This window comes from Longimonas haloalkaliphila (genome assembly GCF_055379825.1).
The window spans coordinates 1,934,095-1,955,592 of sequence record NZ_AP043948.1; the positions used below are offsets into that span (position 1 = coordinate 1,934,095).

At 59.1% G+C, this 21,498-nt stretch carries 12 protein-coding genes; 8 read left to right on the top strand and 4 right to left on the bottom strand.

Going from position 1 to position 21,498, the window contains the following annotated elements; genetic code table 11:
- The first annotated feature begins 44 nt into the window (after positions 1 to 44).
- From ACZ48V_RS07575 to ACZ48V_RS07590, 4 genes are all read left to right on the top strand, one after another.
- Positions 45 to 2,159 carry a fibronectin type III domain-containing protein gene (locus ACZ48V_RS07575; protein WP_464538145.1) on the top strand — a complete coding sequence of 705 codons (2,115 nt, stop codon included), beginning with the start codon at positions 45 to 47 and terminating at the stop codon, positions 2,157 to 2,159.
- Between the two features lie 226 nt (positions 2,160 to 2,385).
- The gene (locus ACZ48V_RS07580) at positions 2,386 to 4,131 is read left to right on the top strand and encodes a hypothetical protein (RefSeq protein WP_464538146.1); all 1,746 of its coding nucleotides are present in this window, start codon (positions 2,386 to 2,388) and stop codon (positions 4,129 to 4,131) included.
- A 201-nt stretch (positions 4,132 to 4,332) separates the two neighbouring features.
- A complete protein-coding gene (locus ACZ48V_RS07585; protein ID WP_464538147.1) occupies positions 4,333 to 5,445 on the top strand; it encodes a hypothetical protein in 1,113 nt (370 codons plus the stop codon).
- Positions 5,446 to 5,537: 92 nt separating this feature from the next.
- Entirely contained in the window at positions 5,538 to 8,390 is a 2,853-nt protein-coding gene (locus ACZ48V_RS07590; RefSeq protein WP_464538148.1) for an Ig-like domain-containing protein, read from the top strand.
- A gap of 184 nt (positions 8,391 to 8,574) precedes the next feature.
- Here ACZ48V_RS07590 and ACZ48V_RS07595 read toward each other — a convergent pair whose 3' ends face one another.
- The 3 genes from ACZ48V_RS07595 to ACZ48V_RS07605 all read right to left on the bottom strand — a co-directional run bounded on the left by ACZ48V_RS07595 (position 8,575) and on the right by ACZ48V_RS07605 (position 15,533).
- Positions 8,575 to 12,048 carry a DNA polymerase domain-containing protein gene (locus ACZ48V_RS07595; RefSeq protein ID WP_464538149.1) on the bottom strand — a complete coding sequence of 1,158 codons (3,474 nt, stop codon included), beginning with the start codon at positions 12,046 to 12,048 and terminating at the stop codon, positions 8,575 to 8,577.
- Positions 12,049 to 12,308: 260 nt separating this feature from the next.
- Positions 12,309 to 13,421 carry a flavin monoamine oxidase family protein gene (locus tag ACZ48V_RS07600; protein WP_464538150.1) on the bottom strand — a complete coding sequence of 371 codons (1,113 nt, stop codon included), beginning with the start codon at positions 13,419 to 13,421 and terminating at the stop codon, positions 12,309 to 12,311.
- 6 nt (positions 13,422 to 13,427) lie between these two features.
- On the bottom strand, positions 13,428 to 15,533 hold the full coding sequence (locus ACZ48V_RS07605; protein ID WP_464538151.1) for a serine hydrolase: 2,106 nt from the start codon (positions 15,531 to 15,533) through the stop codon (positions 13,428 to 13,430).
- A gap of 357 nt (positions 15,534 to 15,890) precedes the next feature.
- On the opposite strand from ACZ48V_RS07605, the gene ACZ48V_RS07610 reads away from it, so the two are divergent.
- Together ACZ48V_RS07610 and ACZ48V_RS07615 are read left to right on the top strand one after the other, a co-directional pair.
- Positions 15,891 to 16,754, top strand: a complete 864-nt coding sequence (locus ACZ48V_RS07610) for an SDR family oxidoreductase (RefSeq protein WP_464538152.1) — start codon at positions 15,891 to 15,893, stop codon at positions 16,752 to 16,754.
- Between the two features lie 253 nt (positions 16,755 to 17,007).
- Entirely contained in the window at positions 17,008 to 17,736 is a 729-nt protein-coding gene (locus ACZ48V_RS07615; RefSeq protein ID WP_464538153.1) for a hypothetical protein, read from the top strand.
- A gap of 127 nt (positions 17,737 to 17,863) precedes the next feature.
- On the opposite strand, the gene hemG is transcribed toward ACZ48V_RS07615, so the two are convergent.
- The gene (hemG, locus tag ACZ48V_RS07620) at positions 17,864 to 19,216 is read right to left on the bottom strand and encodes a protoporphyrinogen oxidase (protein ID WP_464538154.1); all 1,353 of its coding nucleotides are present in this window, start codon (positions 19,214 to 19,216) and stop codon (positions 17,864 to 17,866) included.
- Positions 19,217 to 19,423: 207 nt separating this feature from the next.
- Here hemG and ACZ48V_RS07625 point away from each other — a divergent pair, with 207 nt between their 5' ends.
- Positions 19,424 to 19,618 carry a general stress protein CsbD gene (locus tag ACZ48V_RS07625; RefSeq protein WP_353563865.1) on the top strand — a complete coding sequence of 65 codons (195 nt, stop codon included), beginning with the start codon at positions 19,424 to 19,426 and terminating at the stop codon, positions 19,616 to 19,618.
- 155 nt (positions 19,619 to 19,773) lie between these two features.
- On the top strand, positions 19,774 to 21,465 hold the full coding sequence (locus tag ACZ48V_RS07630; RefSeq protein ID WP_464538155.1) for an acyl-CoA carboxylase subunit beta: 1,692 nt from the start codon (positions 19,774 to 19,776) through the stop codon (positions 21,463 to 21,465).
- Positions 21,466 to 21,498 lie beyond the last annotated feature (33 nt).

Sequence of the window (21,498 nt, forward strand, 5' to 3'; positions counted from 1 at the left end):
TCCACCGCCGCACCGCTTCAATCCCCTTACGCTTCATGATGTACATGTCTACCTCTCTGCCCTGCTCGATGCGTCTCGCTCTTGTAGGATGGGGATTCCTCTTGCTTCTTCTCGCGACTCCATATGTCGCCTTGGCGCAGCAGGTGCAGGATGCGGAATCGATTGTGATGGGACAAGCGCGTGTGGACGGTGCGGTGTGGGTGTACCATACCGAAGATCTTCCGCTCGGCTACGGCTATCATATCTACCGCAATGCGGGGAGTGGGTTTATCCAGCTGACCGACGAGCCGGTGTACGGCGCAACGTCAGGGCAGGAGCTGCTCCAGTTCATGGACCCCCGCCCGTATGCCCGTCTTGCGCAGTCGCTGCAAGAGGCACAGACCAGCGGCGAGGGTAGCTCGCTGGAAGCGAACGATGCCCGCACAACAATGGATGCTCACGAGGTGCTGTTTAACGTCCGAGGCGACCGCATCCGCGCGGGCATCGCCACCTTCCTGTACCCGGGCATGGCTCGGGCCCTCGGCCGTCTCTACGTGGACGAGCAACCGCCGCAGGACTCTGATGAGGCAGTGTACCGCTTCGAGTTCGTGGACGCGTTCGGCGAGCCCGCCGGCGAATCGATCCAGGGCGCCGTGTCGCTTCAGGCCCGTCAGCCTGCGGCTCCCGTCAATTTGACGGCCTCCAACGACGCCCACGTCGGCACCATCCAGTGGGAGTACCCGCGCCCAGACCGCCAGAATTACGACGGCGTCGGCTACTTCGAGATCTACGAGTACCCAGGAGGGGAGCCGTCGCGAGCACGGCGGGTGAGCACGTATCCGGTGTTTCGCCGTGGCGACATCTCGGAGTACCGGTATAACATGGAAGTCCCATTCGATACCACGCTGCACATTGTCGTCGAAGCCATCGACATTGCCAATCAGCGGACGACGGCGCGTATGACGTTCTCGCCGGTCGATAACATTCCGCCTGGACAGGTTCAGAATGTTCAGGCCGAAGCCGAAGAGCGTGAGGTCGAGATCAGTTGGGACCCGCTTGAAGAGTTGGATGTGGTCGGCTATCGCGTGTACCGGTCCAACCGGGTCGACTCGCTCGCCGCTTGGCAGCCGCTTCACGACGACATTCTGCCTGTCTATCAGGATGCCTACCGGGACACCACTATTGGGGCGTACGGAGCAAAAACATTATTTTATCACGTCGTCAGCGTGGATGATAACGGAAACGAAGGCCCACCAAGTGCAGCAGGCATGGGGCAAGTCGAAGACCATTCCCCACCTGCACCCATCACAGGTCTTGAGGCGGCCTACGACGCCGAGGAAGACATCGTACGTCTTTCCTGGAATGACGAGGAGCCCGCTCCTGATCTCCAAACCTACTCTATTTTGCGTCGCCGCGTGGAGCGTGGGCGCTTGAAACTGGGAGTCCAGCTCAACAACGAAGACGTCACCGTAACAACATACGAGGACGAAGGCCCCGACGGACGGTTTCCTGAAGGGGCGACATACCGGTACAGCATCGCCGCGGTCGATAGCACGCGCAACAGCAGCGCGCGCCGTGCTCTGACGATTGAGATTCCAGATAATGTACCCCCTGCCGCGCCGGGCCAGCTTCAGGCGTACACGACCGGTGGACAGCGCATTTTGGTCTCGTGGGACTCGTCGCCGTCGCTTGATGTGTCCAGCTATGTGCTCTATCGCGCAGTTGGAGACAGCACATTTCGCGAAATCGCACGCTTGCCCGCCAGTGGGCTTCGGTTTGAAGACCGGTTCCCCACAAAAGGCCAGCGGTACCGGTACACCGTGGAGGCGGTGGACGACGCAGGAAATGTAGGGCCGCGTGCCCCCGAAGCGCGACTATCAATCGGCGATAGTCAGGCGCCGCGAACCGTACGCGGCGTACGGGCTGTCGCGGGTGATGACGGCGTCACGATCCAGTGGGAGGGCGTTCCAGACGAAGATCTTGCAGGCTACCGTGTACGGAAGATGCCGATTGCAACGGGGATACCTCAATCGATTCACGAAGAGATTATACCGGCTGGAACGACGCACTTTGTCGACGAAAGCGGACGCGCCGGGGTCTATTACGAGGTCACAGCCTACGATATCTATGGAAACCATAGCCTGACCAGTAGGCCTGAAGAAGCCATCAACGTCCCCTAACCCATCCGTGTCGGGTCCTGTATTCCTGCATAGGTGAGACAGGGAGCTCGATTGATGACCCCGTTCCCCTATCGCAGATGCTTACCCGGTAGCGATGACAGAATTGACGATCAATGTTTTAGAGGGCTTACCACCAAGCGGGGCGAACCACAGCCCTTGCACACGAAACCGCAGGACCCTTCCGGCGCGACTGGTGATGGTGGTTCTGGGGACACTCATGTTGGGCATGTTGGTCCTGGATGCGCGCACAGCCCAGGCCCAGTATGTGGATGACGTCCTGAGCCGGATTGGCATCAGCGACGAGATCAGCGTTGGCGGGTCGGTCGGATTCGTCAGCGAATTCTACGGGGCCAGCGGCATTTCGAGTCGGCGACCTGGCGCGAGTGGCCGCATGTACGCGCAGGCCCAGGGATCGGGGTATGGCTTGAGCTACGGGTTGAATCTGTTGCTCACCACCGAGCAGTTTCAGTTCGATCAGAACGCACGTCGCCAGTCCATCAACCAGATCGACTTTGGTATCACATACAAGTGGATTAAAGCAGACATAGGGCGCGTGTCTCCGCAGATCTCGCAGTACAGCTTCAATGGCGCAACCGTAAACGGCGGATTTCTGGAGCTCACGCCTGGAAATTGGCGGTTCACATACGCCGGTGGTGTTTCGCAGCGAGCCGTAGAGCCGGCCCCGCTTGCATCCACACCCGCAGAATCTCCGTCCGACGTCGCTGATCCCGCCACGGTGCTTAGCCCCCGTGCGGGTACCTACAAGCAGTGGATTCATACCGGACGCGTTGGCTATGGGCAGGACGGAGGCACATTTCTCGAACTGGTTGGCGTATACGGATTCGATCAGGGCTCCTCGCTACAGGATCCCGGAGCGCTCACGCCGACCTCCAACACCAACCTGACCACGAAGGGAGGATTCAACGTGCTGCGTGGCCGCCTTCGGCTGCAGGGGCAGATTACCGCGTCTGGATTCACGCCCGATCGTGAGGCATCCCGCAGCAATGATTCACCTGGCCTCTTCTATGATGTTGGGGCGCTGGATGCCCGTCTTGGCAGTCGCATGGGATACGCAGGCCGTATAAGTTCGCTTCTCAACGTAAAATACGGACAGTTGAGGGCCTACTACGAGCGCATCCAACCAGAATTTAAGTCGGTTGGCACGCCCAATCTTCGGACCGATCAGGAGGTTATTCGTGTAGAGCCGCGCACCGAGCTGATCGATGGGAAGGTGCGGCTCAGTGCTCAACTCTCGCAGCGCCGGAATAACTTGAACGACGATCTGCAGTCGACGCTTCGGCGGCGGCAGGGGCGTTTGAATGCCCAGATGCGGCTGACCCAGCGCCTTAACGTGACCGCCGCGCTGATGCGTCTTGTAAACGAAAACGTTGCAGCGGTAGGAGCGCCCACAACTTCCGAGTTTCGACAAATCTCAGACATGGTGTCGCTCTCGCCCGTGTTCATATTTCGAACGGGGGCCACGACCCACAGCACGACGATGAACGCCATGCTTCAGCGTCTTAACGATCAGCGGGAGCTTGCCGGAGCTGCTCCGGCCGGATACAAGAACTACTCCGGGTCTCTCAGCTACACGCTGGGGCTCGCGAGCGGAATGAGCTTCGGGTTATCGGGAAATGCATTGCTGAGCGAACAATCGACGAGCGACCTGCTGACAACCTCACTGACGGCAAACGCGAGCCACAGTTTTCTTGATCGTGCGCTGCGCCTGAATGTAAGCAGCGGATGGTCGCGGAATCAGGCGACGACCAATCCGATTTCGATACCTGATCAGCCGCTTGGGATGCGGATGGAGAGCGTGAGCGAGCAAGTCAACGTTACATCGAGCCTTGTCTATCGCCTCGATGCCCTGGGGCAGCTTTCGGTGCGCGTTCGTGGACTTCGAAGCAGCCGTACTGCGGGGGAGGCCTTCACCGAGGTCCAATCCACATTCCGCTACGAGTACAGATTTTAGTCGATAACGCAACGCAGGAAGAGTCGCTGCCTCGCGTCGCCTCTGCCCAGTTGTCTATGATATATAATGACCTTGTTTATGCCCATGTTTACGACCTCCAGGCTGTTTCGCCGCCGTCTGCTTCTGCGGAAGCGGTCGACGTCTGCGCCCGCATCATTTGCGTCTGCATCATTATGGAAACGTGTCTTGCTCTCTGCAGGAATGATTGTGTTTTTGATGCTCGGCGTTACATCCGTTGGCTGGGCACAAGGAACCGCTCAGGTGCAATTCGTCGGGCTCCCGAGTCAGCTTTCCAGCGTGGGTCTAAACACGATTGAGCAAGACTACCGCACCGGTCGGTATCCCGTCCAGTTCATCTACAACGATCCGACGGGCGAATCCGCAAACTTTCGCTTTCGGTTCGAGGTCGAGTATAACGGGCAACCGGTGCTCAATGTGATCTCTGACCCAGTTACATATCAGCCGGGTGTGTACCTGTACCAAACTTTTCAAGACCCCCCTCGCGTCCGATTTTCTGGCGGATACCCCGATCTGCTCCGGAGGCTTGACGCTGGTCTCCTCCGGCGTATCAATGCGACAGGCCGCCTTCCTGAAGGAGAATATGTAATTACGCTTGAGGTGGAGTCTATGGCAGCCGACCGGTTGATCGCAACGCTTCCGGCGCAGCATGTAGTGAGTGTGCGGATTGCGGAACCCCCCGTATTGATCTCACCGCAGAACGGAGCGCTCGTAACGGCACCAACCCCTCAGTTCGCATGGACACCGGCGACCGGACTTCCGGCTGGGGTCCTTCCTGATTACATTCTGCGGATCGTCGAGATAAAACCGGGCCAAAACAAGCTAACCGCGATTGAGGGGAATATCCCGCAGGTCGATGATGTAATCTCAGGACGTTCGACGTTTACGTATCTTCCTAATCAGCTCCCGCTTCAAAACGGGAAACGATACGCCTGGCAGATTCGCGCAACGGAGCCAACCGGGCAGATTAACTTTGCCGATGACGGCACTACCGAAATCTATACGTTTACCTACGGAGACATCGGTATCGATCGGTATGTGTGGACGTACCCATCGGAGAATAATCCTCTGATCCGGATTCCGATTCCTGAATACGCAAAAGACGACATGGATCGCCTGACCGTAAGTGGTGAATTCGCCGGCACGGTGAACGGAGAAAGCGTATGGGCGAATTTCGGGAGTGAGAGCAACGCGGCTGAATTTCAGGTGACCGGTACCCCTCCCGACGCGACACTCGAACTTACCCGCGGCGCCGTTAGGCTCTCCAATGGAATGACGATTACCCCGGGCAACTGACGAATCAAATGCGCTTTGAGATGCTTCACGCCGCTTCTATATTTCCTGTTGATATGCATAGTTCGATTAGGGGCCTTTCCACCGCCAGTTTCATGGCTTTTGTTGTGCTCATACTGGCCGCATGGGTACCAACTATCACTGCAGCACAATCCAACAGCGCGCCGGTCGCGGAGGACGACGCCTACCTGGTGAATGAAGGCGACACGCTGCGGGTCTTCTCACCAGGCGTCCTCATTAATGACACCGACGCCGACAACGACGACCTGATTGCTATCTTAGAAGAGGGGCCCACAAACGGCGAGTTACTCCCGCAAGGATCTGATGGGCTCGGTCTGACGCTGGACGGCGCGTTCACGTACGTGCCCAATCCTGATTTTTGGGGTGTCGATCAGTTCACATACGCAGCAGATGACGGCACCACATCCTCCGATTTGGCAACCGTTGTGATCACCGTGAACGGACGCCCGATAGCCGAACCCGATGCGTACACCGTCAACGAAAACAGTACGCTTGAGGTTGCGGCACCGGGCGTGCTTGAAAACGACTCCGATCCGGAGGGCGATGAGCTCACCGCAACAGTGGTTAGCCTCCCCACGAGCGGTACCCTGTCGTCTTCCGCCGGCGACAACTTGATCGACGCAAACGGATCCTTCAACTACTCGCCTGCTCCAGGATTTAGTGGGGTCGATGAGTTTACCTATTTCGCCAGCGATCTGTCCGGCGGACGTGATACGACCACCGTGACGCTCACGGTAATAGCAACCAACGATGCGCCGGTCGCGGAGGACGACGCCTACCTGGTGAATGAAGGCGACACGCTGCAGGTCTTTTCACCAGGCGTCCTCATCAATGACACCGACGCCGACAACGACGACCTGATTGCTATCCTGGAAGAGGAGCCCGCAAACGGCGAGCTACTCCCGCAAGGATCTGATGGGCTCGGTTTGACGCTAAACGGCGCATTTACATACGTGCCAAATCCTGGTTTTCGGGGGAGCGATCAGTTCACGTACCGCGCTGATGACGGCACCACAACCTCCGATCTGGCAACCGTTGTGATCACCGTGAACGGGCGTCCGACTGCCGAGCCCGATGCGTACACCGTCGACGTAAACACTGCGCTTGAGGTTGCGGCACCGGGCGTGCTTGAAAACGACTCTGATCCAGAGGGCGATGAGCTTTTCGCCACGTTAGTTGAGGGGCCTGACAATGGCACGCTGACACCACAGGGGATCGATAATCTTGAGATTGTGCCAGACGGAGGGTTCGTTTACACACCGAATACGGACTTTGTGGGAACCGATAGCTTCATCTACCGGGTGTCTGATACCAACGTTGCTTCCAGCACCGCAGAAGTCACGATAGAGGTTCAGGCACAGTGTCAGTACACCGTCGTCGGTCTCGGTACGCTCGGCGGCACAGTGAGTCGGGCCGTAGACATCAACAACGCAGGAGAGATCGTGGGTTTTTCTGAGACCGCCGATGGAAGCGTCCGTGGATTTATCTGGAGCGGCGGCGACATAACGCCGGTCGCGCCCGACCAGATCAACCAGACGTTTGCCATTGACGAAGACATAGCGGGCACGGCGGACATCAATGGCATCTTTCAGGCTGTGCGATTTAGCGGAATCGAAACCACCCCACAGGGCCCAGCCGATGCCTTCAGCATCGCGTTTGGAACGAGTGGGTCACGTTCAGTCGGCACCTACGTCGAAGACGAGACTTTTCGTCCGTTCATCAACGATAATGGATTCGCGGCGCTCCCTGTGCCCGAGGGGCATGGCGGCCGCGCAATAGATGTAAACTCAGATGGTGTCGTGGCAGGGTATAGCCTTTCGGAGCGAGCCCTCCGGTGGGAACTCGGGGAAGTCACTGATCTCGGGCCGGGACGAGCCTACGGAATCAATGATAGGGGCCAAGTCGTCGGTCGAAGTAGCGAGCGGGCAGTCCAGTGGGAATTCGATGGAACGCCAACGATTCTTGGGGATGATGAGCGCTTTGCAGAAGCATACGATAACAATTTCAACGGGACCGTTGTTGGGAGTAGTATTCTGGTGACCGACACGTCCCAAACAGCAACACTCCGCGACGAAGAGGCTGTCCGTCCATCTTCATGGCGAACAACCCGCGATCTTGCTCAACTCGCACGGCTCGTATCCCACCAGCGAACGTTGTCGAGTTCGGGTGCATCTGCCTCGCCAAAGCGCACGCCGCTGGGGGCCGCGTACCGATTCCAGTTTGGGATCGCGTCCGACCTGAACGAATGCATCTCGCCGGAAGCAGGATGGGTCTTGGAAGAAGCGCGAGCCATCAACGATCTGGGACAGATCGTAGGTTTTGGGCTCCTCAATGAGAGACAGCAGGCGTTTCTTCTTAACCCCGAACGCCTGAACGCCCAGAGCAATACTGCACCGGAAGCGAGACAAGATCGGATTCAAACCACGTTTGGAGAGCCGGTTGACCTGCAGTTCGCACAAGAGAGAAGAGATGCCAACGGAGACTCCCTTCTGCTTGCACGGGTCTTTACACCTGAAGAAGGAACGATTCGGCAGGATATCAACGGTGCGTATCAGTACCATCCGCGGGCCGGGTATTCGGGCGTCGACCGGTTTACGTATGTGGTGACCAACGGGAAGGGCGCAACGGCAAAAAACACGGTATCCGTTGACGTTTCAGCACCGGACCAGTTTGTTCTGGAAGCGAATGCCCCGAATCCGTTTCGCGGACAGACCGTGATCCGCTTTACTCTGCCGTCTAATCAGCACGTTCGGCTTGACGTCTACGACATCTTGGGACGCCGCGTTGCGTCTCTCTTAGACGCTTCGCTGCCGCCTGGGCAGCATAGAACCCTGTTCGATGCTTCCGAAATGTCAAGTGGCGTCTACTTCTATCGAATCCGAGCCGACGGACATGTTGAGACTCGGAAGATGGTGGTTGTGCGATAGCTGACCCTGGTCAGGATACCCTGTCTTCTATTGGCAACATCCCAATCAGCTATACGCTTCCGGGCGAGATGATATTGCTCAGTTCGAGACGATGCTACAAGCAACGACCGAGGACGCGCTCTTAGTGCGGAGGTAACCCTGAGGTTCAAATCCAATTTGGCTGCGTGGATTCACTGTCTTCCCCTCAAAACGGCACCTCCGTTGTTGCCTCGCTGTCTTCTTCGGACTCATGCACTTCGGTGACCAGTTCAATGCCCTCGGCGGAGAACCCGAACAGGTCTTCGGGCGAGAACACCAGGTCAAAGTCTTCCTCCCGGAAGAACGGGGTGAACTTGCGGGCGAATTCGTCGAGGCGCTTCAGGTAGTAGGCCGTGTTTTCGTTGGGTGAATCGGGGGCGTCCGGGTCCCACTGCTCGGCGCGGGCGCAGTGCTTAAACGCCGTCACGTTGGCCGACTCGCCGGTGATGTAGTACGAGATGCGATCGCCCACGCGCACCGGCTGCCCGGTTTCCTGCTCTCGCTGAATGGCCAGTTCGTAGGTGGCGGCCCGCGGACGATCCCCGGCTTCCACCGCGGCTTCGTATTCTTCGACGCTGGTCTTCAGGGTTTCGGTGCGGGCAAAGCTGTCCACGCCCTGCTCCCAGGTGCGGTCGATGATGCGCTGCCGCGTATCCAGATAAAGCTGGTGCAGCCCCTCGATGTCGTGATCAAGCAGGCGACGGATGGCGCGCCGCACGAAGGTGCGTCCAAAGGGCTCGTTCGAGCGCGAGATGAGCGAGGAGCCTTTGAACTTGAGGTCGCCGTCGTAGGTGAGGAGCGCGTAGTTTTTCTTCTTGTACGAGAGCATCTTCTTGTAGCGTCCGTCGAACCCAATGCGAATCCCCTCGGGCATCGCATCGGTGAGTCCAACGGTGAAGTCGCGCTCGGTATCCGCCCCACGCACATCCTCCGGCGGCACGAAGAAGACGCCGTCGGTATCCACCTCCACGACCGTGCCGCCGCGCTCGCGAATCACATCAATAATCTGCTGCACGAGGTCCTGCCCGATGCGCGCCACACGGTCCGCCTCGGCAAAGTCGTTGAACGCGGCCAGGCTGAATCCCAACATGCCATAGAAGCTCTGCCCAATCCAGTTGAATATGCCATTCCGTCCAGCAAGCACTGTGTGATTGTCGGCCACGGTGACGCAGTGGATGGGGCCTTCGTAGTCTATACGGCCTCGGTGCTTGTGTTTGATAACTGGGGCTGTACCCCGCCCTCTTGGAGGGTTGATTCCAACCCTATAGCAACCGCTCTCACAACCAATGATCTGGGCGTTGTATCCAATGTGGTGTGCGAGCTGAACGACATCGACAGCAAGATTGTGGCTAGTCGTTGAGTACCGGTAGAAAGATCCTTGATCACCATCTCCTTTATACAAAGCGTCAAAGAGGGGCCTTATGTCCTCAGCGTCGTAACCAAAAAGCCATGATGGCACCTTTTTATCTTTGCTGTAGCGCCCACAATGATGGAGAAGATACTTGTACAACAGTTGATTTGATATGGTGTAGCCATTAACCCCCGCACTATACGAGAGCCCCATCCGGTCCAAGAGCTCGCGAATTTCCTCACGATAGGAAGGTGTTTTGTTGTTGATCCCGACGACGTAGGATTCTCCACGTACAGTATAGCCGTAATCTTTCCGAGTTGATTTATAAAGATGGCCTTCGCTGATATACCAGCCCAGAAAAGTGAGCCAGTCCTTAAAATCGTATGTTTTCGGGATCCATCTTGCCTGACGACGCGGGTCTTTTATCCGTCCGTTCCTGTCATTCTTATGCTCTATGTTTAGTGCGATGCACTCCGCCTCCAAATCAAATAGTGTGGGTACGCTCTGTTCAGAAGTGGGCGCGCGTGGAGGTAAGTGATGGCGGCACTTTGTTCGAAAAAGCTCACCCGCCTCGATCCACTGGTAGCCCGTTTCCCGGTAGCCATTCACGCGGTTGGTGAGGAGGCGGTGATTGGGTGTCACGAGAAAGTCGACATGCTGGTTCTTCAGGCGGATCATCTCGCCCCGGTACGTCGACTGGTGGTGCACACGCGTCACGGGCTTGATCTCGGCTTCGAGCGTGTCGGGGTTGAGCGAATAGACCCGATCGCCAACCGACACGTCGCGCACATTTTTCGGACCCTCCACGGTCATAATCTCCGTTTCGGGGTCGAAGCAATTGATCAGGATCTTATACGACGACTGCCGTGCATCCAGTTCGCTCTGCACTTCCTCGTCTTCGGCGGCGCGCATGGCGGATTTGGTGTCGAGGCGCAGCGTGGTGAGGCGGTCCAGCAGGCGCGGAAAGAGGTCGAGCGCGTCGCCGGCGGGCTGGATGTCGTAGTTTAGCATGATGGAGGGGTACAGGCTCTCCACATCCGCGTAGACCACGGGTCCGATGACGCCCGTGCGGAAGATGTCGGTGTAACCGCCCATCGACTGGCTGCCCCACTGGCTTTGCGGCAGGGCGTAGCGCTGACGCAGGTACTCGCGCACAAAGAGCGACTCGATTTTGGCCGCCGGTCCGCGCCGCGCCGCGCGTCCGTAGGTCATAGGCAGCATCTGCGTGAGGTAGAAGGTGGAGCCGGAGAGATGTTTGGCCAGCCGTCCCGTCTCGACCACGTCGTCGAGCGCGTAGTCAAGGAGGCGCTCACGGTCATTGTGCCACGCCTCGGTCAGGTCTTCGCCCGCGATGTACGTGCGGTTCTCGGGCGCAAAGCCAAAGTAACGCGCGGCGGTCTTGAGGCTATAGTCCGGCAGATCGCGCTTGAAGACGTCGAACGCCATCACCTGAAAGTAGGCGTCGATGACGTGGCGTCCGGCAATGTCCATCGCAGGGAAGTCCACCGTGCGCTCGGCAAACCGCATGCTGCTATCAAACGTGCGGGGCACCGACCCATCGCGTCCGATGGCAAAATCGACGTTGTGCAGATCGCATCGATCCTGCAGATACGCCAGGTCGAAGGCAAAAATGTTGTATCCCTCTATCACATCCGGATCGCGCTCGTTGATCGTGTGCACCAACTCGCGCAGGAGCATGGCCTCCGGTACGCCTGAGCGTTGATGCAGCACCTCCGACCAGCCGCGGTTGTCGGTGAGCGCCACAATCACGACTTCGTCACCCGGACGATCGGCATTGGGAAACGAGCCGTCGCTAATCACCTCGATGTCGAGCTGCAGGCGGTGCAGGTCGTCGAGCGTCATGTCCTTGAAGCAGGTGCGTCCGCTCTGCGTGAGGTACTGCTGCACCGGGTCGCTAATGAGGTAGAGCTCGTCGGGCTGCCGCTGGTCGCTGTCGGTCTGGCGCTTTACGTGGCGGATCGCCTCGTAGTAGTCCTGCCAGCACGAGAACACAACCACATGCTCGAAAAACCCGCCGCCCTGCAGGCGCGAGGTGCGAAAGGTATCGCGGCGATGGCGCAGCAGCCCAATATCCGAGATAAAGAAGAACGGATACAGCGACGCCTCTTCGGTGAACACCTCCGCGCCATCTTCGCTGCGCCGGTAGAGGCGCACCATGGCCTGCTCGCGCGAGGGGCGATTCAGCAGCGGCTGCACATCCACAATACGCGGCGTGTCGTCGTGGCCATAGAGCGTAGCATCCGAGGTATCGGGCGCGGGCGTTGCCATGCGATCCGGAAGCGGGGGTTAGGACGGATTTAGCGGGATGCGCAGAATATAAACCGCTGTCGGGGCAGGAGGTGCCGGGCCTTCAGGTATTGTCTGGTAACCGATATTCGGCCTCGTCGCGTTAGTTGGTTCGCCAGTCGGACGTTCGGTCGCAGGCTTGCGGGGGCATGCGTCCCGTGCGGATGCAGCGAGAATCTTTGTTTCCAGCACAGCAGGGACACGGCGCGCCGTGTCCCTACAACGAATGAAGGCGCTCCCGATCAGCGAGTTGAAGCGGATTCGGGGGATGCTTCAAACACCTGCTCGGCGGCGCGCTCGCCTGCTTCGATGGCGCCGTCGAGGTAGCCGGGGTGCTCGGTGGCGGTTTCGGCGCTGGCCCACAGCAGGTGTCCATCCCACTGCGGCTGGGTGAGCACGGATGGCGGCGTCGGTGGGTGCTCAACGTGAAGCGGATCTTCGCTGGGAGGCGTGGTGGCCGCGTCGGTGCGCCAGTTGCTTGTGGCGATGGCCGTGGGGGCGGGCGCGTCGTCTCCGAAGCAATGCGCAAGCTGTTTGCGGATGGCCGCGTGCAGCGCCTCGCGTCCGTTGGTAGCGAGGGTGTGTAGCCCGGTGGGATGCAGAAAGCCCGCGAGCGCAGCGCGTCCGTCGGAAGCGACGGCATCGTGCCAGTGGGCCACCGGACCCGCATGGCTCACCACGCGTCCGTCGATGTCCTTCCGTCGCCAGAACGCATCCGCAAATGTAGCGATGGCCTTGCCCGAGGCCGCCATCCACGTGGGCGTGTTGCGCTGAGCGGACGTGAGCGAATCGGGCAGCGCTGGGTCGAAGTCGATGGTGTGCGCCACCAGCCGCGGCGGCACGGCTACGATGAGATGAGCAACGGTCATAGACGATGTCCCGCAAGACGCAGTCACGGCCACCTGCACACCTGCATCGGCTCGGTGCACACCCGTGACGCGATGGTTGAGCTGTATCGCATCATCGGGCAGCGCCGCAGCCAAATATTGGGCCAGCGTTTGTGTGCCCCCATCGAGTCGCCACGAGGGGGGCGGCGTGTCGGGCCAGGGGAAGCGCTGCACGGGCTGCTCGGCGCGGGGCTCGTAGAGCGCGATGCCGGGCTCATGCTGCAAAACGCGCTCAATGCCCAACTGCTCGGCCAGGGTCTGCACGCGGGTGTGCTCGGTCCAGTGCCAGGCCGCGCCCAGATCCAGGTGCAACTCACCGGGACCAAGAGGCGGACTCCACATCCGCCCGCCAACGCGGTCGCGGGTCTCCCATACTACGACCGCATGACCGGCTTCGTGCAGGCGTGTAGCGGCGACGAGTCCGCTAAGACCAGCGCCGACGATACCAATAGGAGCGGCCGTGTGCATAAGCAATTACAGGATTACGTTTCCAATCTGACGGACCAGGACGCTGGGATTTGGCAAATCACTGCTGTATGCCTGGTTGATCATCACAGCAATGACAAGACCATCATCGGGATAGATGCGGAGGTGCGTGCGAGCACCCGACCCGAACCCGCCATGTTCGGCGATGCGGTGGCCGTCTTGGGTAAGAAGCCTCCACCCGACTCCGTTGCTGCACCGTCCCCCTGAGCCAAACGAGCACCCAGCAGCTAAAGGAGTCCAGAGCCGGTTATCGCGGACCGCGTCGCGCACAATGTCTCCATTAAGCAGGCGCCAGCCAAACCGGGCCATGTCGAGCGTGTGCATCTCCAGGCCCCCGCCCAGCACTTTCCAACTGCTGTCTACATAATTAAATGCGTTTCCACTACTGTTATGCGGTGTGGCACGTTCACGGTTGGACTGCAACGAAGCCGTTTCAAACTGAGAGCGCACCGATGGGAGTCCCCACGACGCATTGATCTCCTCACGCACGAGTCGGTGAATCGGGCGCCCGCTCACCTGTTCGAGTACGGCGCCAAGGAGCGTGAACGCGTGGGTGGAGTAGACACGGTTGCTCCCGACCGTGCAGGTTGGAGTCTGAACCAGACCTGTATTCCATAGGGCCGTAGACGCTTGCAGGGCACTGGGGTAAAAGGCTACCATGTCGCTGTTTGAGATTCCGGGGATTGTGCCGGAGTTTCTGCTTCTCGGGTAGTGTACCACGCAGCCAAGGTGTGCGGTGAGCTGCTCGACGGTATGGGTGTGATGGGCAGGCAACGTAGCTCGGCCATTGACCCCTCGGTTCAGGTACTGTCGCGTGGGGCGGGTCATATCGAGACGGACGCGGCGGTCATTAGACAGCCGGCCTTCGTCTTCCAAATGAGCGGCCAGAGTAGCGCCAAACACCTTGGAGACGGATGCAGCGCTGTAGACGGTCTGGCTATGAGCACCATGGCCTTCGCTGGGATTCGCATCTCCAAACCCCCGACGGTAGACGGTTTCTCCGTTGTGAATGATTGCTACGGAAATACCGGGCGCACGTACTGCGCTTCGATGTGCGTTCACTAACCCATCGATCGCTTCACGGTGCGTGTAGCGGAGGCGTGTGTTATTTTCCACCCAGACGCCTGAATAGCGCGACCCCTTCGGGTCGGCTTCAAAATCGGCAAGCCGGTAACCCCGATCGCGATACGCGTTCCACAGATTGCGAAACTGCTGGTCGTTTCGGCTCGTGCGTAGCTGGTACATGGGCATATCTGCGCGACGCTCCCAAATAGCGGCGTAGCGCAGCTGATTGTTCTCGGTGTAGCTTTCATAATCGCGCACCTGGTAGCCACGACGGCCCAGCGCATTGACCTGACTCTGGTACTGGGCGCGTGTCATGTTGGTACGCATCGTCCAGTCTACGTCGTCGGTGTCGGCATACCAGATAGCTGCCCAGCGCAATCCACCAGGCGTTTCGTACGCTTCAATATCGACGGGGCGCAGGTTCTCCTGCTGGCGTTGTGCGTGGAGTTCTCCGAACCGATCGGTGGTCATATTTCGATTCGACTTCCAGCGGATCCCTTCACGATTCTCCACCCAGATGCCGGCAAAGCGCAGGTTGCGCCCCATCATGTATCCTTCGACATCGGTAGGCCGAAACCCAGCCTCTCGCATCTCGGTCCAGCGCTCATTGTAGCGATCCGAGGTCATGTTGCGCCACTGTCGCCACTGTCGTCCATCGTAATTATCGCGCCATACCATTGCATACCGCGTCTGGCGGCCTTGCGTATAAGCCTCCACGTCGATTAGCATCCAGCCCCGACTTCGATATTCGCTGAACAGCTCGCCGTAGCGCTCGCTGGTAAGGTTTCTGAACGAGCCCCAGGGAAGCTCCCGCTCGGCCGTAAACTTTTCAGAAGGAGCCTGATTCGCTGTTGCAGGATTGATGATCGTAAGCTCAGCTCCAAAAGGAATTGACCGAGTCGTCTGAGGTAGATCCTGAGCCTGGAGGGAGGCGCCTGGCAAGAGAAGCAGGTAAGTCAGTCCCCAGAGGACGGCAAGAGAGCCAAGGGGCAGGATGCGCTTTGCAGAAGAAAAACGGAGGATCGTCATGTTGCCACCCATGCTTTGTGTGGAGGATTTGTTTAAATAGGTGGCGAAAAGCACATAGTCTACCGGACAAGTAATGGTAAATAAAACTGTATTACGGTTTTTTCGCCTGCGTTACCGCAACGGGCTGAACTGACTGGCGGAAGCGATGCCTCTGTAGCATTGCTCTTGATTCGCAATTGTCGGTGGGGCTGTTGTATCCTGCACGGTAGAATTGGCCTGTACGCGGTTGGATCTGCGTGCTTTTCCTTCTGTGCTATCCCGGCGTTCGATGCGTAGCCTTCCGCGACATCTCGGACGCCAGACAATCGCCTGTAATACGGCACCACGCTTTTCCTGACAATCAAACCTTCCTGACCTATGTCAACTATCTTTGCATCTGACCTCCTCCACGGCGAGCACATCGTAATCACCGGGGGCGGTACCGGGCTGGGCCGGGCGATGGCCGAGCGTTGTGCAGCGCTGGGCGCGGCTGTCACGATCAATGGGCGCCGCACCGAGCCGCTCGATGAAACCGTTGCTGCCATCGAAGAGGCCGGCGGTACGGCCAATGGCATCTCATGCAACGTACGCGACGCAGAATCCGTCGACGCCTTTTTCGACGAGGCGGAAGACGCCCAGGGCCCGGTAACCGCTCTCGTGAACAACGCCGCGGCGAACTTCCTGGCAGCGACAGAAGACCTCTCGCCCAACGGATTCGACGCCATCGTTAAGACCAACCTGTACGGCTCGTTCTACTGCACACAGGCGTGCGGACAGCGGTGGATTGAGCGCGGATCGGGTGGGGTGGTGCTGTCGATTGCCACAACCTACGCCGATACCGGGAGCGCCTTTGTCGTACCCAGCGCGGTCTCCAAGGCCGGCATTGTGGCGATGATGCGCTCCCTGGCGGCAGAGTGGGGGCCCGAGGGCATCCGGCTGAATGCGATTGCACCGGGGCCTTTTCCGACGGAAGGGGCATGGAGCCGCCTCGTGCCAGGCATGGACGTCGAGGACGACATGAAGCAGCGCAACCCGACGCGCCGCTTCGGGGAACCCGAGGAACTGGCTACGCTCGTGGCGTTTCTGCTCTCCGACGGGGCCGCTTACATGAATGGCGAGGTGGTTACGTTCGATGGCGGTGAGAAGCTGGTGGCGGGCGGACAGTTCAACGCGTTCACGGCGATGCCGCGCAAGCAGATCAAGGGGCTTTTTGCGAAGATGAAAGCAGCCCGCGATAAGTAGCCAGCGAGGCGCCTGCGCGACCCTTTCTCAACGGGCCATGGAGACCGCTCTTGATGCCGCGACGCATACTGGAGAGGCGCAAGCGGTCCGTATCCCTCTCACCAAGGTGCCAGTACCGTCCCTGCCAATATGAAGAAAAGCGATTCCACTACGCCCGATTCGCTGAAACGGTGGCGTACTTCTTGCTCTTTAATTCACCCATCCTTATTTAGGGATTAACAATGTGTTAACAAGCATAGAAGTACAGAACGCTATGGCTACCCTCGATATGAACCTGTTCGCCCGTGCGGCCGACGACGTAGAGCGAACGCAGTATCAGATTCTCGGCGGCTTGCAGCATGCACGTCGCGACTTTGCGGCGAAGCGCATCTACCCGCATCTTGGGCGCCTGGTGGCGCTGTACACGTCGCTGCGAACGATTCTGAAGCAGTCGGATGCGTACCGTACAGCCTCTGCGGGTACGGCGACCGGCATTGATTGGGAAGAGGGTACGCTGCAGTACCGCTGGCCGGAGCTGGAGGACGGTGAGCTCTCGACGGTCCGTGCGCTCATCGAATGGGCGCTGCCACGCATCCAGGAGGCGATTGAGGAGGGGCGCTCGATCTATGAGATGGTCGAGGAGAACTTCGATGTAGAGACGGTGGGCATTATGCCGTCGTATGTGAAAGAAGGCTACGTGCTCGTGCCCGACCGCAAGGCGGATCGCCTGCATGTGCTGCGCTACACGGTGTCGATCTTTACGAACGAGGACGAGCAGTACCGCACGCTCAAGACCGAGCACTGCAAGTCGATCGATCAGTTTGGCGTGGACGCGCATCCGAGTTCGGTCAAGCTCGAAATGGTGGATGAGCGCAAGGATCTGCCGAACCCGGCGACATACATGTTCAACACGGACCTCGACTTTCCGTACGAGCCTACGCTTCTGCCTGTGGCGAAGCGCACGCTCATGCGGCACCTGGCCCAAGAAAGGGACTGGGCATAGCAGACGGCACGAACATTCAACACGTAACGAGCGCTCCTGCACAACGATGGTGACCATCGCCGCAGGGGCGCTCGTGGTTTCAGGGGCCAGGGGCTATGTGAGAGGTAGGGTTGCGTAGAGCGTAGAGTTACGTAAGAAGCGTACCGGCTGCATGCCACCCCGAATCGAACGCGTCTTCCACCGAGATGCCCGTGCGGTAGTTGCCCGCAAACTGGAGCCCGGAGTGAGCGGCTTCGAGCGCATCAAGACGTCCCTTTACGGCGCCGTGGCGGTGCGTATACTGCGGGATGGCGCGGGGCCAAACCACCTGGTGCGAAAACACCGGATCATCGGTAACGCCAAGCAGGCGCTGCAGGTCGCGCATGACAAGCGCACGGGCGGCGTCCGGGTTGGCATGGGCGTGTTCAGGAGCGCGGGCCCCGCCCACGAAAGTGGTAAGCAGCACGTGTCCGTCGGGGGCCCGTTTCGGAAAGAGGGTAGAGGCGAAGATGGTGCCCAGGATCTCGAACGACGATTCGGCAGCAGGCAGCAGCATTCCGAATCCGTCGAGCGGGTGCGACACCGCGTCGCGCTTGAACCCGAGCGATACGCTGCGCATGGGAGCATACGGCACGTCGCGTAGCGGATGCAGCGACAGCGACGTGTCGAACGTGATCGCCGTACCCATCGTGTGCAGGGGCGCCGCATACACCACGGCATCGACCGGCGTGCTTCCGGCCGCGTGATTGATGCGCCAGCCGGCGTCTGTAGGCACGAGGGCATGCACGGCGCAGCCAAGATGCATCTGCTCCTGCAGGTGAGTGGCCAGGGTGCGCGGCAGCGTGTCGAGGCCGTTCTCAAAAGAAAAGAGGCCGTTCACAGTTGGCTCTTCGGAGGCATTGCCGCCACGCATTGCGTTGCGGAGTCCACCAATGAAGAGCGAGCCGTGCTCCTTCTCCATCGACTTGAGCGTTGGAAACGCATGCTGTACCGCGAGTTTGTCGGGGCGTCCGCCATAGACGCCGGCTACGAAGGGATTCACGGCGTAGTTGAGCACCTCAGGGCCAAGACGCCGCGCCACGAAACGCGCTAACGACTCGTTGGCAGGGCCGCGCGTGCGGAAGGGCTCGGTGAATAAGCGGGCTTTGGCACGCGCAGAGAGGAGCGGTGTGCGCACGAAGTCGGAGAGCGACTGCGGGATGGGCACAGGCCGGGCGTTGCGTACCACAAAGCGATTACGGGCTTCGGGATTGGACTCGACGCGTGCGTTATCGAGTCCGAGATCACGCATCACACCCGCGAGTGCGGGGCCGGCCCCGTTGATAGAATTTGGGCCCTCCTCAACGAGAAATCCGTTGCGGCGGGTCGTGCGGATGACGCCGCCGGCATAGTCGTTGGCTTCAAAGACCTGCACTGCGCATCCCGCCTTATGCAGCCGGTACGCCGCTGCGAGTCCGCTAATCCCTGCTCCAATGACACCCACCTGTGTAGGATGTGACATACGATGGTACCGAAATCATAGAGAGTGATTCACGAGTGTTCAGTAGCTTCTTGTACCCTGTTACCGAAACTCTCGTTGCACGCGATCCGTAAATTACAGTCCACATTACACAAAGGTTGTGTGTGCTCGTCATCGCAGAATCGTAGAGAGGTGACGGCGCATGCGTGTCTTGATTGAGCTCCGTACGCACAAAACGAAAAGATACATATGGCTACAGAAGCAATGAACGAAAGCTGGCGTCGCATTCGCGATCAGGTTAAGCTGATCTGGGAAGACGCCGACTTCGACGACAAAGAGATGAAGCGGGCACGCGGCGAGATGGACAAGCTGGTTGGGCTCATCCACGACAAGACGGGCGACTCGCCCGAAGAGATTCGTCGCAAAATGAGCGCTATTCTGTAGCTCAATTCTTGTACTTTACGGCTGTACCGCACGGCTGCACTGCTGTGTTCTCCGCACAAACTGAATCACCTGTCTTGGATCTTCCGGGACAGGTGTTCTGTTTTTAAGGGCTGGAACCGCTTTCATTCTTCTTCACCAAGATCCTTTCCTGTTGCATGGCCGACGTATCTGCTCCCGATCAACTGGGCACGCCCGCATCCACCTCTTCATCACGTTTCCAGCGCCGCGCCGACCACTACAAAGGCTTGCTGGAGACGTACAACGCGCGCCGCGCCGAGGTCGCCAAAGGCGGCGGTGATCGGCGCATCGAGCGGCAGCACAAGCGGGGCAAGCTCACGGCGCGCGAACGCATCGCCCACCTGCTCGACGCCCCCGACGACTTTACCGAGGTCGGGCAGTTTGCCGGATACGAGATGTACGAGGACGAAGGCGGCTGTCCCTCGGGCGGTACGGTGATGGGCCTTGGCCATGTAAGCGGGCGCCTTAGCCTGGTGGTGGCTAACGACGCCACCGTCAAAGCAGGCGCCTGGTTTCCAATCACTGCGAAGAAGAACCTGCGGGCGCAAGAGATCGCCCTCGAAAACCACGTACCGATCATCTACCTGGTAGACTCCGCGGGCGTCTACCTGCCCATGCAAGACGAGATCTTCCCCGACAAGGAGCACTTCGGGCGCATCTTCCGCAACAACGCGATTCTCTCCAGCAAGGGCATTCCACAGATTGCGGCTATCATGGGCAGCTGCGTAGCAGGCGGCGCCTACCTGCCGATTATGAGCGACGAGGCGCTCATCGTAGACGGAACCGGATCGGTATTTCTTGCCGGGCCCTTTCTCGTAAAAGCAGCCATTGGTGAAGAGGTCGACGCCGACGTGCTGGGTGGGGCTACTACCCACACCGAGATCTCCGGCGTGGCCGACTACAAGTGCGAGTCGGATGAAGAGGCGCTCGACACCGTTCGCGACATCGTTGGCCATATGGGTCCAGAGCACCGCTTTGGATTCACGCGTGAGGAGCCCGTGGCGCCAGCATTCGACGCCGAGGAGATCTACGGCCTCGTTCCCGATAGCGGACAGCAGCCATATGATATGCGCGAGGTGCTGGCTCGTATCGTGGATGCTGACTCATGGACTGAGTACAAGAAGGGATACGGACGCACACTGCTTACCGGATATGCCCGTATCGATGGATGGAATGTTGGCATCGTAGCAAACCAGCGGGCGGTTGTTCGCAACAAGACAAATCACGAAACGAAGGGCGAGATTCAGGTAGGAGGGGTGATCTATGCCGATGCTGCCGACAAAGCGGCGCGGTTCATCATGAACTGCAACCAGAAGCAGATCCCGCTCGTGTTCTTCCAGGACGTAACGGGCTTCATGGTCGGCAAGCGAGCCGAGCACGGTGGGATTATCAAAGACGGCGCCAAGATGGTGAATGCGATGTCGAACAGTACCGTGCCGAAGTTTACTGTTGTAGCGGGCAACTCATACGGCGCAGGTAACTACGCCATGTGCGGACGCGCCTACGACCCGCGGCTTATCTGCGCCTGGCCCACTGCCAAGATTGCGGTAATGGGGGGTACGCAGGCGGCGAAGGTACTGCATCAGATTCAGGTGCGCAAGCTTGAAAAGCAGGGCAAAGAGCTTACCAAAGAGGAAGAACAGGAGATGCTCGCCCGGATCGAAGACCGATATGAGAAGCAGACCACGCCCTACTATGCAGCGGCGCGTCTCTGGGTCGACGAAATCATCGATCCGGTAGACACACGCGCATGGCTGTCGCGCGGAATCAACATGGCCGACCTGAATCCGGAGATGGCCGACTTCAACCCGGGTGTGATCCAAACCTGAGTGATCCAAACTTAAAGAGCGCCACGATCGTTC